This is a genomic window from Elioraea tepida (assembly GCF_019203965.1).
Lineage (GTDB): Bacteria > Pseudomonadota > Alphaproteobacteria > Acetobacterales > Acetobacteraceae > Elioraea_A > Elioraea_A tepida.
Genome location: NZ_CP076448.1, coordinates 1,746,734 through 1,760,602, shown reverse-complemented (window position 1 = coordinate 1,760,602; position 13,869 = coordinate 1,746,734). Strand labels below are relative to the sequence as shown.

The following is a 13,869-nucleotide window of genomic DNA, read 5'->3' as shown; positions in this document are numbered from 1 at the left end:
GTGCGCATCACCGCGGTCAGCTTCGTCGCCGTCAACGTCACCCCGAAGACGAACTGGTCCTTCCTCGTCGTGCGAACCGAGGATGGCCGGGAAGGGATCGGCGAGTGCACGCTCGCCGAGCACGAGATGGCGCTCGAGTCGGAGGCCGCGCGGCTCGGCCGCACGCTCGTGGGCCAGGATTCGCGCCGGCGCACCCTGCTCGCGCGGCTCATCCCGCATGCACCGGCGGGCCTCGTGCGCCATGCCGTTCTCTCGGCGCTCGACCAGGCGCTATGGGACCTCGAGGGCCAGCGCGTCGGCGAGCCGATCCATCTCCGCCTCGGCGGCGCAGTCCGGGAGGGGATCAAGCTCTACGCCAACATCAACCGCGGTGTGGCCCATCGCACGCCCGAGGGCTTCGCTGAAGCCGCGCGCCGGGCCATGGCGGAGGGGTTCGACGCGGTCAAGCTCGCGCCCTTCGACCCGCTGGTGTGGGAGGACGCCTCCGATCCGGGCTTCCGCGCCGCCTATGCCCGAGGGCTCGATCGTGTCGCCGCCGTGCGCGCAGCCGTCGGGCCCGACATCGCGGTGATGATCGATTGCCACTGGCGCTTCTCGGCGGGCGGCGCTGCGGCGCTGATCACCGATCTCGCCGCCGCCTCACCCTTCTCGGTGGAATGTCCCGTCGCCGAATCGAACCTCGCTGCGCTCCGGCGCCTGCGCGGGCGTGCGAACGACCGCGGCATACGCCTCGCCGGCGCCGAGACGCTTGCAGGCCTTGCGAGCTTCGCGCCCGTGCTCGGAGCGGAGGCTCACGACGTGGTGATGCACGACATCAAGTACTGCGGCGGGCATGAGGAGATGCGCCGAATCGCCGCGCTCGCCCACCTGCACGGCGTGGAGATCGCGCCGCACAACCCGACCGGCCCGGTCTGCCACGCGCACTCCGTGCACGCTGCGCTGGCAATCCCGAACGCGACCCTCCTCGAGGTGCAGTTCGGCGAAACCCCGCTCTTCTTCGAGATCGTGTGCGGCTCGGTCCCGGCCGCCACGGGCGGGCGCGCGGAGGCGCCCGATGCTCCCGGCCTCGGCTGCGCGCTCCGCCCTGGTGTCGCCGCCGAGCGGCCCTGGGTGCCGATCGATCGCCCCTGGCTCGACCCGCGCCTCGGCTGAGCCCTGCCCGTTGACGGCGCTGCCGCGGCGCAGCACGCTCGGCGCGACAACAGCGCGGAGGGGCGAGATGCGGACGATCCGGCTCGATGCGATGGCGTCGGCGGCGGCTCTGGTGGCGATGCTTGCGTCGGGCCCGATCGCGGCGAAGAGCTTCACCTGGGCCTTCAGCTCCGACGTGATGACGCTCGACCCGCACGCCTCGAACAACACCTTCACCAACGCCTTCGTCAACAACATCTACGAGGGGCTGACGCGGCACAACGCGAAGATCGAGATCGAGCCCGCGCTCGCCGAGCGGTGGGAGATCGTCTCGCCGACCGTGTGGCGCTTCTACCTGCGACGCGGCGTCACCTTCCACGACGGCTCTCCCTTCACCGCCGACGACGTGGTGTTCACCTGGGCGCGGATGAACACGCCCGGCGCGCTCGTCCGCCGCACCATCGGGCCGGTGACGGAGGTGCGCAAGGTCGACGACCACACGGTCGAGTTCGTCACCTCTCAGCCCTATCCGGTTCTGCTCTCCTCGCTCACCCATTTCTTCGTGATGAGCAAAGCATGGTCGGAGCGGAACAACGCCACGACCAGCTCCAACCTCTCCGACCGGCAGGAGAGCCCGGCGAGCCGGATGGCGAACGGAACGGGTCCGTTCCGGCTCAGGCTGCGCGAGGCCGACAGCCGCACCGTGCTCGAGGCGAACCCCTCCTGGTGGGACAGGCCTGTGCACAACCTCACCGAGGTCACCTACCAGCCGATCCGGAGCGCCGCGACGCGCACCGCCGCGCTCCTCTCCGGCGCGATCGACGCGACCGTCGAACTGCCGCTTCAGGACATCCCCCGCGTCGAGGCCGACCCGAGGCTGGAGGTGATCCAGGGGCCAGAGTTGCGGACGATCTATTTCGGTTTCGACCAGTTCCGCGACGAGCTTCTCTACAGCGACGTCAAGGGAAGGAACCCGTTCAAGGACATCCGCGTGCGCCAGGCGATCTACCAGGCGATCGATGTCGAGACGATCCGGCGCCAGATCATGCGCGGGCAGTCCTGGCCGGCGGGGATGATGGCAAGCCCCTTCCTGACCGGGGCGCCGCAGGACCTGAACCAGCGGCTCTTCCCGTTCGACCCGGAGGCCTCGCGGCGCCTGCTCGCCGAAGCGGGCTACCCGGAAGGGTTCGCCGTCGGCCTCTCCTGCCCGAACGACCGTTACGTCTATGACGAGCGGATCTGCCTTGCGGTGATCGCCATGCTCGGCCGCGTCGGCATCCGCGTTCAGCCGCAGATCGAACCGCTCAATGTGTGGTCGCGCCGGGTGAACCAGCATGACGTGTCGATGTTCATGCTCGGCCACGCCGGCCTGCCGCTCGCCGATGCCTGGTATGTGCTCTCGGAGGTGATCCAGACCAAGACCGACAGGACGGGCGGCCTGAACGCCGGCCGCTACTCGAACCCCCGCATCGACGCGCTCACGCAGGAAGCGAGCCGCGAGACGGACGAAGCGAAGCGCCGGGCGCTGATGCGCGAGGCCTTGGACCTCGAGCGCCGCGACATCGCGCATGTGCCGCTGCACCAGCAGCCGATCGTGTGGGCGGCGCGGCGTGGGATCGAGCTCGCCCAGGCGCCCGACAACCGGCTTCGTCTGTGGCTCGTGCGGATGCCGTGAGGCGATGACAGACATCCTGGTGCGCGGCGGCCTCCTCGTCACGATGGACCCCGCGCGGCGGGTGATCGAGGACGGAGCCGTCGCGATCGCCGGCGACCGGATCGTCGCCGTCGGGCCCCGCGCCGAGGTCGAGGCCGCCCACCCACGGGCGGCGACGGTGATCGAGGCGAAGGGCCGCGCCATCCTGCCCGGGCTGATCGACGGCCACGCCCATGCCGGGCACGGCCTCGTCAAGACCATGGGCGGCGGCGACAGCGAGGCGTGGTCGGAGGCCTGCCGGATCATCTACACCACCGCCTCGCCGCCCTCGTTCTGGCGGGCGGAGGCGCGGCTTGCGGCGCTCGAGCGTCTCCGGGGCGGCGTCACAACCGGCGTGTCTCTGCTCGGCGGCGGCGACAGCATCATGCGCGTCGACGACCCGGCGCACGGAGAGGCGCATGCGGCCGGCGTGGGCGAGGTGGGGATACGCGCGATCATCGCGGTCGGCCCCACGCGGCCGCCGCACCCGCGCCTCTACGCCACCTGGGACGGGGCAAAGCGGATCGACCATCACGTCAGCTTTGAGCGTCAGGCCGAGGTGGTCGGGACGCTGATCGAGCGTCTGCACGGGGCGCAGGACGGGCGCCTTGCGATCGCGACCCTGATGCCGGTCTATCGCGAGACGCGGCACGACCCGGCGGAGGTGGCGCTGATCGAGCGGCAGGGGCGAATCATCCGCGAGCTCGGCCGCAAGGCGGGGACGCTGTTCCACCAGGACGGCCACCGCAACGGGTCTATCGCGATGGCGGAACGCCTCTTCGGCCTCAACGGGCCGGATGCGTTCTACAGCCACTGCACCGACCTGACCGAGGACGACATCGAGAGTGCTGCGCGCACCGGCGTCTCGATCGTGCACAACCCCACCGCGATCGCCCAGGTGCGCGGGCACTGCCCGGTGCCGCTTCTCCTCCAGCGCGGCGTGACGGTGATGATCGGCTCGGACGGCACCGCCCCCGACCGCGGCACCGACATGTTCCGGCACATGGTGATGTGCGCGCGGCTGCACCAGCGCGCGGCGCGCGACGAGCGCCTGATGCCGCCGGGCAAACTCCTCGAGATGATCACCATCGACGCCGCGAAGGGGCTCAACATGTCGGCCTCGATCGGCAGCCTCGAGCCGGGCAAGAAGGCGGACGTGATCACCGTCGATCTCTCGACCCCGCACGCGTATCCGCCGAACATGCCCGTCCATCGGCTCGTGTTCTTCGCCGGTGCGGCGGATGTGCGCGACGTGATCGTCGATGGCCGCGTTCTGATGCGTGACCGTATCGTCACCACAGTGGACGAGGCCGAGGTTCTCGCCGAGGCCGCCGCCGAAACGGAGGCGATGCTCGACCGTTCGGGCCTTCGGCGCCTGATCGCCTGCGACCCGGGCTGGGGGCGCGTGCGGCTCTGAGCCAGGGTCACGCGCGCCGCACCAGGGCGAAGAGCGCCTTGAGCGCGAGCCCGGCCGGAACGGCGGCGAAGCCCGCAAGCGCCGGCAGAAGGAGCGCCATCGCTTCCGGCCCGATCGCCTCCATGCCCCTCGGCAGCACGAGCACGATCGGCAGCGTTGCGCCGAGCATCAGCGCCACGCCGAGCGCGGCGGCGAGCAGGCAGGCGACGAGCGCGCGCGCGGCGAGCGCGACGAGCGCGCTTGCCGCGGCGGCCTGGGCAGCGAGCGCGAGCGAGACCGCCGTCAGCACCGCCTCCGCCGCCTCGATCGTGTCGCCCCATGCCGCCCGCGAAGAGACCGCGAGGACGGGCGCGAGCCAGAGCCCCGCGCCGAGACGCATGGCGAAGCGGCGAAGGTCGGTCCGGGCATCGGGCGCGACGAGCGGCATCGGTGCCGAGCCTGCCCCGCGCTCAGGGCGGCGCACGACAGGGCGGCCGCGATGACGGCCGATGCCTGGATCCCGATCACCGTCGCCGCTGCTCTGTTCCAGACCTGGCGCACCGCGCTGCAGCAGAAGCTCCGCGGCGCGCTTTCGGTCAACGCCGCCGCCTTCGTCAGGTTCCTCTATGGCGCCCCCTTCGCCGCCCTGTTCATGTCGGCGTGGGCGCTTGCGACCGGGGAGGCACCGCCCGCTCCGCACGCCTGGTTCCTCGCCCTCTGCGCCGCGGGCGGGCTTGCGCAGATCGTCGGCACGCTTCTCTTGATCCGCTCGTTCGGCTCCCGGAACTTCGCTGTCGGCACCGCCTACTCCTAGACCGAAGCCGTTCAGGGCGCGATCGCGGCCTGGATCATCCTCGGCGAGGCGCTCTCGCCGCTCGCCGCGGCCGGTGTCGCGGTCGGGGCCGCGGGCGTGCTCGCCCTGTCGCTGCCGAAGGACGGCTTCTCGGTCACCGAGCTCGCGCGCGGCATCGCTGAGCCCGCGGCGTTGTGCGGCCTCGGCGCCGGCGCTGCCTTCGCCCTCTCCGCCGTGCTCTTCAAGGTCGCCAATGTCGCGCTCGCCGGCGACGACCCGATCCTCCGCGCGCTTGCGACCCTGGTCGCGACCAACATCCTGCAGACGCTGATGCTCGGCCCCTGGCTCTGGCGTTTTGACCCGGCCCAGTTCCGCCTCTCCTTCAGCGCGTGGCGAAGCGCCGCGTGGGTGGGGTTTCTTTCCGCCGCCGGATCGTCCTGTTGGTTCTCCGCCTTCGCGCTTGCGCCCGTGGCGCTCGTGCGGGCGCTCGGCCAGGTGGAGATGGTGTTCACGCTCGCCTTCTCGCGCCTTTACCTCAAGGAGGCGGTGCGGCGCACGGATGTCCTCGGTCTCGCGCTCGTCGTCGCCGGCGTGGTGCTGATCCTCGCCGGGCGGTAGCGGCCCGGTCAGCGCGGCCAGCGCCCTTCGAACAGGGCGGCGATGTCGGCTGCGTCGACCTCGGCGACGGTCGCGGGCGTCCAACGCGGGTCGCGAGTCTTGTCGACCACCTGGGCGCGCACGCCTTCGGCGAAGTCGGGGTGGCGCGTCACGCCCCGGGTCAGCGTGAGCTCCATCGCGAGGCACTCGGGAAGCGTCATCCGCGCCCCGCGGCGCAGCGCCTCGAAGGTGACGACCAGAGCGGTCGGCGACATCGCCCTGAGCGTGGCGAGGGTCGCGTGCGCCCAAGGCGTGCCTTCGGCCTCGAGCGCGTCGAGGATCGCGGGCACGCTCGCTTGGGCGAAGCAGCGGTCGATCGCCGGCCGGTCGGCGGCGAGCAGGCTCTCGGGCGCGGGATGCGCATGCGCGGCGATCGCGGCCGTGCCCGCGCGCGCGAGCCCGGCCTTCAACGCCGCGAGCGCCGCGCGCGGGACGAAGTGTGTGGCAAGCCCGGTGTGCAGCGCATCGCCAGCCGAGAGGCGCGCGCCGGTAAGCCCGAGATACATCCCCGACTGCCCCGGCAGGCGCGGCAGGAAGAAGGTCGCGCCGATGTCTGGGAAGAAGCCGATCGCCGTCTCCGGCATCGCAAGCGTGGCATGTTCGGTCACCACGCGGTGGCTGCCATGGACGGAGACGCCAAGGCCCCCGCCCATCGAGAGCCCGTCGATCAGCGCGACATAGGGCTTCGGATACTCGGCGATCATCCGGTTGAGCGCGTACTCGGCGGCGAAGAACGCCTCGGCCTCGGCGTGGCGTCCGGCGAGCACGAGCGCGCGCACCGCGCGCACGTCGCCGCCGGCGCAGAAGGCGCGCCCGCCTGCGCCCTCGATCGTGACGAGCCGCACGGCAGGGTCGTCGCGCCAGGCCGTGAGCGCGTCGGCGAGCTCGTCGATCATCGCGCGGTCGAGAGCGTTGAGCGCGCGCGGCCGGTTCAGGGTGAGGCGGCCGACCCCGTCGGCGACCTCCGCGCGCACCGTCGGTTCAGCCCCGATGCCCTGATCGGCGGTGTCGGTCATCGCGCGCCCCGTTCGACCCCTGACAAGGGTGAGCGGTAGCAGCGCGGATGCTGCCATGCAACATCGGGCTCGGTGGCACGGACGCAACATATAGAGGTAAAGACGGCCACTTTCCCCTTGATGTCGTTTTCACGATTCAATCCAACCCGACTCCGGCAAACCTTCGCCGATAAGTCGTCACCGCCGAGGTTGCCACAGATGACGTTGATCAAGCCCGTCCCCCCCTCCCTGTTGTCGCAGCCGCTGCTCCCGTGGGGCGAGACGCCGGCGCGAACCTACGCGCCCGGGATGGGCCAGGCGGTGGCGGACCGGACGATCAACCGCCGAATCGTGCGTCGCTTCCCCTCGCCGCAGCGCGTTCCCTTCGTGGTGCCGCGCGACGACTCCACCGCTCTCGAGAGCCAGCTCGCGGCCTGGGCGCGGCGCGAGGGCTGGGCCTATGAGGGGGGGTTCCATGTCGAGCACGGCGACGACGTGACCGTCTCCGGCTGGATCCTGGCGGTCGGGCGGATCGAGACCGAGGCTTGGGCCGATGTCGCCGAGCGTGTCGCGCTCGGCAATGCGCTGCTCGAGCCGAGGCCCGAGTGGCGCGAGGCGGAGCGGGCGACGCTTCGCCACCACCTCCGCCAGGCTTCGCTTCTGATGAGCGGGCGGCACCTGCAGCACGGCGACGCCTCGCAGCCGCCGCGGAACATGGAGGTGTTCACCAACTGTTCCACGGCCGCGACGAGCTTCCTCTGCTATCTCCTCCTGCTGAACGGCTCCGGTGTCGGGCGCGCCTATGACGACGCGATGATGGCGGTGGATTGGGCGCGCGACATGCCGCTGATCGTTCCGGTCATCGACTGGTCGCATCCGGATGTGCAGTCCGGCACGGTGACGGGGTTCCTCACGCGGCGCGACGCCGAGCATCTCTACGCCTCGCATGGGCGGATCGTCGTCCATGAGGTCGGCGATTCGCGCGAGGGCTGGGCGAAGGCGGTCGAGCTCGTCGAGCGGATGGCGTTCGAGCGCCGGCGCGACGAGGTGGTGCTGCTCGATTTCACCAAGGTTCGGCCGAAGGGCGCGCCGATCATGGGCATGCAGGGGCGTCCCGCCTCCGGCCCCGGCCCCTACATGCAGGCGCTCGCGCGCGTGGCGATGGTGCGCGGCTCAGGGATGGAGCCCTGGCGGGCGACGCTGTTCGTCGACCACTACCTCGCCGAGTGCGTTCTCGTCGGCGGCGCGCGGCGTTCGGCGCGGATGAGCACCAAGACGTGGCGCGACCGCTCCGTGCTCAGCTTCATCTCGGTCAAGCGCGGCGGGTTCCTGTGGTCGTCGAACAACTCGATCACGGTCGACGCCGCGTTCTGGGAGCATGTGCGGCAGCAAGACCCCGATCCGGACTGGGACGAGGCGACGCGGGAGGAGTGGGCGCACGCGCATGCGGTGTTCGAGGCGGCGGTGCGCGCGGCCTACGAGGACGGCACGGGCGAGCCGGGCTTCATCAACCAGGACAAGCTCGTCGCCAATGACGAGGGGCTCGATGCCTACACGTCCGGGGCGCTCTTCGTCGGCAGCGAGAAGTACCAGCCCGACGAGGAGACCAAGCCCCTGCTCGGCGATCTCGTCGCACGCGCCCGCGCCTCGCGCTACACGCAGATCACCAATCCCTGCGGCGAGATCAGCCTGTTCATGCTCGGCGGCTACTGCGTGATCGCCGACGTCGTGCCCTACCACGCCGCGGACGACGACGATGCCGAGGCCGCCTTCCGCGCCGCCGCCCGTGCGCTGATCCGCGTCAACCTGATGGACTGCCTCTATCGGCCTGAGACGCGGCGCACGAACCGGATCGGCGTCGGCATCACCGGCCTGCACGAGTACGCGCTCAAGCGCTTCGGCTTCGGCTGGGCCGACCTCATCGACGAGGAGCGGTCGAAGCCGTTCTGGATGATGCTCGCGCGGTTCAAGCGCGCGGTTGCCGACGAGGCGGCGCGCTACTCGGCCGCGCTCGGCGTCGTGCGCCCCCACACCGACACCACGATGAAGCCCGCAGGAACGACCTCGAAACTGTTCGGGCTGACGGAAGGCGCGCACCTGCCCTCGATGCGGGAGTACCTGCGCTGGGTGCAGTTCCGGAACGACGACCCGATGGTGCGGGAATACCGCGCGAAGGGCTACCCGGTGAAGAGCCTCACCACCTATCGCGGCACCACCGTCGTCGGCCTCCCCACCAAGCCCGAAATCGTCAAGCTCGCCGACGAGCTCGGGCTCGCCGACAAGCTCGTCACCGCAGGCGAAGCCAAGCCGGCTGACCAGTACCGCTACCTGCAGCTGCTCGAGAAGTACTGGATCAGGGGCGTCGATGAGCAGGGAGAGCCGCTTGCGGTCGATACCGGCAACCAGGTCTCCTACACGCTGAAATACGACCCGAAGACGGTGTCCTTCGAGGAGTTCCGCGACACGATCCTCAAGCTTCAGCCGACGATCCGCGCCTGCTCGGTGATGCCGCAGACCGACACCACGGCTTACGAGTACCAGCCCGAACAGCCGGTGACGAAGGCGGAGTACGAGCTGATCGCGGCGGCGATCGCCGAGGCCGCGGCCGAGGATGTCGGGCGCGAGCACGTCGATTGCGCGGCCGGGGTCTGCCCGATCGACTTCGGAACGAACGAGGCGTCCGCGGCGCGCGACGAGGCGCAGGCCGCGGCTCAGGCCAAGGCCTGACCCGCCCGCCGGAGCGCGGCGCGCTCCTCCATACGGCGTTCGAGCGTCCGCAAGAGGAGCGGGATCTCCTCCGCCGGGCGGGGGCGCGAGAACAGGAAGCCCTGGCCTTCGAGGCACCCCTCGGCCAAGAGGCAGGCGCGCTGCTCCTCCGTCTCGACCCCTTCGGCGGTGATTCGCATCCCGAGCGCCCGGCCAAGCCCTGCGATCGCCGAGACGATCGAGCGCGCGTCGGGGCTGATGCCGAGGTCGCGGGTGAAGCTTCGGTCGATCTTGAGCCGGTCGAAGGGGAAGGCGCGCAACGTGCGAAGCGACGAGTAGCCGGTGCCGAAATCGTCGATCGCGACCCGCACACCAAGGGCGCCAAGGCGGTGCAGCGTCTCGCGCGTCGACGCGTTCTCGTCGAGCAGCACGCTTTCGGTGATCTCGAGCTCGAGCCGGTCAGCGGCGAGCCCGGAGTTGGCAAGCGCATCGGCCACCGCCTCCACGAGGCCGGGGCGGCGGAACTGCAGCGGCGAGACGTTAACGGAGATCCGCGGGGCGCCCGGGAAGGCGGCGGCGTCGGCTGTCGCTCGGGCGAGCACCCAGGCGCCGATCGGGCCGATCAGGTCGAGCTGTTCCGAGATCGGTATGAAGTCGGCCGGCGAGACGAGGCCGCGGCGCGGATGTTTCCAACGCAGGAGCGCCTCGAAACCGGTGACCCTGCCAGAGGCAAGCTCCACCACCGGCTGGTAGTGAAGCAGGAACTCGCCGTTGCCGAGGGCCTGGCGGAGATCGGCTTCGAGCTGGCGGCGTTTCTGCTGCCGCGCGTCCATTCCCGGCTCGAAGAAGCGCCAGGACCGTCGTCCCTCGCGCCGGGCGAGGTCGCGCGCGAGATCGGCATGCGCGAGCAGAGCGTCCGCCGTCTCGCCATCGGCCGGGGCGATCGCGATGCCGATCGAGGCGCCGAGCATCGCCTCGCCGTGGCCGACCGGACAAGGCTCGGACAGAACGCCGATCAGCCGCTCGGCGAGAGAGGCGACGCTGTCGGCGCCGGCGACCGGCCAGTGCACCACGGCGAACTCGTCTCCGCCGAGCCGGGCGACGATCGAGCCTTCGGGCACGGCGGCAAGGAGCCGCGCCGCCGCCTCGCGCAGCACCGCATCGCCAGCGGCGTGGCCGAGCGTGTCGTTCACCGCCCGGAAATCGTCGAGGTCGATCGACAGCACAGCGAGGGGAAGGCCGGCGAGTAGAGCGGCCTCGACGCGCTCGCGGAAATGCAGACGGTTCGGCAGGCCGGTGAGCTGGTCGTGGCGCGCCATGTGGGCGATCTGCGCCTCGGCGCGGCGGCGGTCGGTGATGTCCTCGTAGGTCACCACCCAGCCGCCGCCTGCCATCGGCTCGTGCGAGATCGCGATCACCCGCCCATCGGCCAGTTCCTGGAAGGTGGTGGCGGCGGCACGGCGGGCGACGAACTCGAGGCGTCGTCGCACCAGCCCGTCGACATCGATGCCTGCGTGGTTTCCGGCCGCGATCGAGGCGGCGATGATGTCGCGGAAGGTGATGCCGGGGACGATCAGGGCCGGATCGAGACGGTAGATCTCGCAGAATCGCCGGTTCACCACCAGGAGCACATTGTCCTGGTCGAACATGCAGAGGCCCTGCGACATGTTGTTCAGCGCCGCGTCGAAACGGCGGTGCGCCTCGCGGAGGGCCTCCGTCTGCTCCGCCACCGCCGCGCAGGAGTTCACCTCGGCGCAGGAGTGGCTCAGGCACGACCGGCGTCGCCCGAGCGAGAGGCCGAGCCCGAGGCCGGCGAGCAGAGAGAGGGCGGCAAGCAGGGCGGCGGCGCCGAGGCTCTGCAGCGTCGACGCCCCCGGCGCGGCAGCCGCCGAGGGGAGGGCCTCAGCAATCGCGACAGGGGCAAGGCCGGACAGAGCGACCGTGCCTGCGACCACGAGCGCGGCCCGCACGGCGGCACCGCGGCGGCGAGCGTATGGCGCATGGCGCGGCGGCTGCGCGGTCATGCGCCGCTCCTCCGCCTGCGGCGAGGTCGTGCCGAGACATCCCATCGGCCGGACCATTCCATCGGAAGATGAACAGGTCGCTAAAGCGGGCGCGCGCTTCCTTGCCGCATCGCAGCAGCGCTGCCAAAGTGTCGCGCCGATGCCCGCCCGTGCAGACACCTCATCCCGGCACTGTCCCGTTCCCGACACGCTGGTTCGCTTCCTCGGCGTCGAGAAGAGCTATGACGGGGTTCGGCAGGCCGTCCGCCACCTCGACCTCGACATCCTCCGCGGGGAGTTCCTCACCCTGCTCGGCCCCTCCGGCTCGGGCAAGACGACGACGCTGATGATGCTCGCGGGCTTCGAGACCCCCACGGCGGGAGAGATCCTGCTCGAGGGGCGGCCGATCGCGCGCCTGCCCCCGCACCGCCGCGGCATCGGCGTGGTGTTCCAGTCCTACGCCCTCTTTCCCCACATGACGGTGGCCGAGAACGTCGCCTTCCCGCTCTCGGTGCGCGGGGTGGGGCGAGCCGAGCGCGAGGCGCGGGTTGCCCGCGCCCTCGAGATGGTCCGCCTGCCCGGGTATGGCGACCGCCGCCCCGCCCAGCTCTCGGGCGGGCAGCAGCAGCGGGTCGCGCTCGCCCGCGCGCTCGTGTTCGAGCCGCCGCTCGTCCTGCTCGACGAGCCGCTCGGCGCGCTCGACAAGCAGCTGCGCGAGGAGATGCAGCTCGAGATACGCCACATCCACGAGCGGCTCGGCGTCACCATGGTCTATGTGACGCACGACCAGGCAGAGGCGCTGACGATGTCGGACCGGATCGCGGTGTTCCGCGACGGCGCGATCCGCCAGCTCGACGCCCCGCAGGCGCTCTACGAGCGGCCGGCGGATGCCTTCGTCGCGAGCTTCGTCGGCGAGAACAACCGGCTGCCTGCGCGCGTCGTGGGCGAGGAGGACGGCCTCGTGACGGTGGAGCTCGCCTCGGGGCAGCGGCTCCGCGCCCGACGCGGCGATGCCGGGCCGGCGGGCGCGCGGGCGGTGCTGTCGGTGCGCCCGGAGCGCGTCGCGCTCGCCGCCGCCTCGCCGGAGGAGCTCGGCGAGCATGCCCTTCCTGCCACGGTCGCGGAGGTGATCTATCTCGGCGATCACGTCCGCGTCCGCCTCCTGCTCGAGGGAGGGATCGAGCTCGTCGCCAAGCGCCCCGCCGCGGCGGCTTTCGCTCTCGCGCCGGGCGAAACGGTCGCCGTCGCGTGGCAGCCCGAGCACGCCATCGCCTTCGCTCCCGACGTCTGACGCAGTCGGCCGCGGCGCGACGACGGCGGGCGTGTGCCGCCTGGGGCTTCGGCCGATGCGCAAGCGGATGCAGTTCCATCGCGGCGTGGCCTGCTCTACGCTCGCGTCCCTCGCCAATCCGGATCGGGAGAGCAAGAGAGATGAGACGGTCCTTCCTCGCCACCGCCGCAGCGACCCTGCTGTTCGCCGCCGCGCCAGCCTCGGCGCGCGACCTCACCATCGTCTCCTGGGGCGGCGCCTACCAGGACGCGCAGCGCGAAGTCTATTTCCGGCCCTTCTCGCAGGCCACCGGCATACGCTTCGTCGAGGACAGCTGGGATGGCGGGATCGGCGTTCTGCGCACGCGCATTCAGTCGGGCAACAACACCTGGGACCTCGTGCAGGTGGAGAGCGAGGAGCTTCTGCTCGGCTGCGAGGAGGGACTGTTCGAGAAGCTCGACTATGCGCGCATCGGCGGGCGCGACCACTACCTCCCCGAGGCGGTGCACGACTGCGGCGTGGGAACGATCCTCTACAATTTCGTCCTCGCCTGGGACCGGGCGAAGTTCCAGGGCACGCCGACCTGGGCCGATTTCTGGAACGTCGAGCGCTATCCGGGCAAGCGCGGCCTCAGGCGCGGCGTGAAGCTCAACCTCGAGTTCGCCCTGCTCGCCGACGGCGTTCCCCCGAACCAGGTCTACGCGACGCTGCGCACCGAGGCAGGCGTCGAACGCGCCTTCCGCATGCTCGATCGGCTGAAGCCGCACATCGTCTGGTGGCAGTCCTCGGCCCAGGCGCCGCAGATCCTCGGCTCGGGCGAGGTGCTGATGACCTCGGCTCCGAACGGCCGGATCACCAACGCCAACCGCACCGAGCGTCGCAACTTCGGCATCCAGTGGGCCGGAAGTCTCTATACCATCGACAGCTGGGTGATCATGAAGGGCAGCCCAAACCGCGAGCAGGCCTACCGCTTCCTCGCCTTCGCCGCGAACCCTGCCGTGCAGGCAAAGCTGATCCCGCTGATCCCCTATGGCGGCACCGCGAAGGGAGCCAATGACGGCCTCCCGCCCGAGCTCCTCGAGGTGAGCCCGACGAACCCTGCGAACCTCGCCGTGTCGCTGATGATCGACGACCAGTTCTGGCTCGACAATCTCGACCGGCTGTCGCAGCGCTTCAACGCCTGGCTCGCCCGGTAGGGTGCTGATCCGCGCGGGGGCTGAGCCGC

At 70.9% G+C, this 13,869-nt stretch carries 11 protein-coding genes; 8 read left to right on the top strand and 3 right to left on the bottom strand.

Translation table 11 applies throughout. The features are described from left to right. The 3 genes from KO353_RS08460 (at position 1) to KO353_RS08450 (ending at position 4,241) form a co-directional block, all read left to right on the top strand. Positions 1–1,152 carry a mandelate racemase/muconate lactonizing enzyme family protein gene (locus KO353_RS08460; protein WP_218284240.1) on the top strand — a complete coding sequence of 384 codons (1,152 nt, stop codon included), beginning with the start codon at positions 1–3 and terminating at the stop codon, positions 1,150–1,152. 67 nt (positions 1,153–1,219) lie between these two features. After that, positions 1,220–2,806, top strand: coding sequence for an ABC transporter substrate-binding protein (locus tag KO353_RS08455; protein WP_235691754.1), 1,587 nt, complete (start codon positions 1,220–1,222; stop codon positions 2,804–2,806). 4 nt (positions 2,807–2,810) lie between these two features. Next, positions 2,811–4,241, top strand: a complete 1,431-nt coding sequence (locus KO353_RS08450; protein ID WP_218284239.1) for an amidohydrolase family protein — start codon at positions 2,811–2,813, stop codon at positions 4,239–4,241. A 7-nt stretch (positions 4,242–4,248) separates the two neighbouring features. Here the strand turns inward: KO353_RS08450 and KO353_RS08445 are convergent, their stop codons facing one another. Then, positions 4,249–4,668: a hypothetical protein gene (locus KO353_RS08445; RefSeq protein WP_218284238.1), complete on the bottom strand. Its 420-nt coding sequence runs from the start codon at positions 4,666–4,668 to the stop codon at positions 4,249–4,251. A gap of 51 nt (positions 4,669–4,719) precedes the next feature. Between KO353_RS08445 and KO353_RS16460 the strand changes: the two genes are divergently transcribed. Together KO353_RS16460 and KO353_RS16455 are read left to right on the top strand one after the other, a co-directional pair. Next, positions 4,720–5,034 carry a hypothetical protein gene (locus KO353_RS16460; protein WP_235691753.1) on the top strand — a complete coding sequence of 105 codons (315 nt, stop codon included), beginning with the start codon at positions 4,720–4,722 and terminating at the stop codon, positions 5,032–5,034. A gap of 96 nt (positions 5,035–5,130) precedes the next feature. Continuing rightward, positions 5,131–5,631 (top strand): EamA family transporter, encoded by a 501-nt coding sequence (locus KO353_RS16455; RefSeq protein WP_235691752.1) that lies wholly within the window; start codon positions 5,131–5,133, stop codon positions 5,629–5,631. An 8-nt stretch (positions 5,632–5,639) separates the two neighbouring features. Here the strand turns inward: KO353_RS16455 and KO353_RS08435 are convergent, their stop codons facing one another. Continuing rightward, entirely contained in the window at positions 5,640–6,686 is a 1,047-nt protein-coding gene (locus KO353_RS08435; RefSeq protein WP_218284237.1) for an enoyl-CoA hydratase/isomerase family protein, read from the bottom strand. 198 nt (positions 6,687–6,884) lie between these two features. Here KO353_RS08435 and KO353_RS08430 point away from each other — a divergent pair, with 198 nt between their 5' ends. Beyond that, positions 6,885–9,392: a ribonucleoside-diphosphate reductase gene (locus KO353_RS08430; RefSeq protein WP_218284236.1), complete on the top strand. Its 2,508-nt coding sequence runs from the start codon at positions 6,885–6,887 to the stop codon at positions 9,390–9,392. Here the strand turns inward: KO353_RS08430 and KO353_RS08425 are convergent. Continuing rightward, positions 9,377–11,395: a putative bifunctional diguanylate cyclase/phosphodiesterase gene (locus tag KO353_RS08425; protein ID WP_218284235.1), complete on the bottom strand. Its 2,019-nt coding sequence runs from the start codon at positions 11,393–11,395 to the stop codon at positions 9,377–9,379. The genes KO353_RS08430 and KO353_RS08425 overlap by 16 nt on opposite strands. Before the next feature lie 139 nt (positions 11,396–11,534). Here KO353_RS08425 and KO353_RS08420 point away from each other — a divergent pair, with 139 nt between their 5' ends. Further along, positions 11,535–12,665, top strand: coding sequence for an ABC transporter ATP-binding protein (locus KO353_RS08420; RefSeq protein ID WP_218284234.1), 1,131 nt, complete (start codon positions 11,535–11,537; stop codon positions 12,663–12,665). 140 nt (positions 12,666–12,805) lie between these two features. Then, positions 12,806–13,840 (top strand): polyamine ABC transporter substrate-binding protein, encoded by a 1,035-nt coding sequence (locus KO353_RS08415; RefSeq protein ID WP_218284233.1) that lies wholly within the window; start codon positions 12,806–12,808, stop codon positions 13,838–13,840. Positions 13,841–13,869 lie beyond the last annotated feature (29 nt).

What these genes read in the sequence shown, in the direction of transcription:
- KO353_RS08420 (WP_218284234.1), top strand. Translation starts at nt 11,535, where the DNA reads ATGCCCGCCCGTGCAGACACCTCATCCCGGCACTGTCCCGTTCCCGAC.
- KO353_RS08455 (WP_235691754.1), top strand. Translation starts at nt 1,220, where the DNA reads ATGCGGACGATCCGGCTCGATGCGATGGCGTCGGCGGCGGCTCTGGTG.
- KO353_RS08445 (WP_218284238.1), bottom strand. Translation starts at nt 4,668, where the DNA reads ATGCCGCTCGTCGCGCCCGATGCCCGGACCGACCTTCGCCGCTTCGCC.
- KO353_RS08435 (WP_218284237.1), bottom strand. Translation starts at nt 6,686, where the DNA reads ATGACCGACACCGCCGATCAGGGCATCGGGGCTGAACCGACGGTGCGC.
- KO353_RS08430 (WP_218284236.1), top strand. Translation starts at nt 6,885, where the DNA reads ATGACGTTGATCAAGCCCGTCCCCCCCTCCCTGTTGTCGCAGCCGCTG.
- KO353_RS08425 (WP_218284235.1), bottom strand. Translation starts at nt 11,395, where the DNA reads ATGACCGCGCAGCCGCCGCGCCATGCGCCATACGCTCGCCGCCGCGGT.
- KO353_RS08415 (WP_218284233.1), top strand. Translation starts at nt 12,806, where the DNA reads ATGAGACGGTCCTTCCTCGCCACCGCCGCAGCGACCCTGCTGTTCGCC.
- KO353_RS08450 (WP_218284239.1), top strand. Translation starts at nt 2,811, where the DNA reads ATGACAGACATCCTGGTGCGCGGCGGCCTCCTCGTCACGATGGACCCC.
- KO353_RS16460 (WP_235691753.1), top strand. Translation starts at nt 4,720, where the DNA reads ATGACGGCCGATGCCTGGATCCCGATCACCGTCGCCGCTGCTCTGTTC.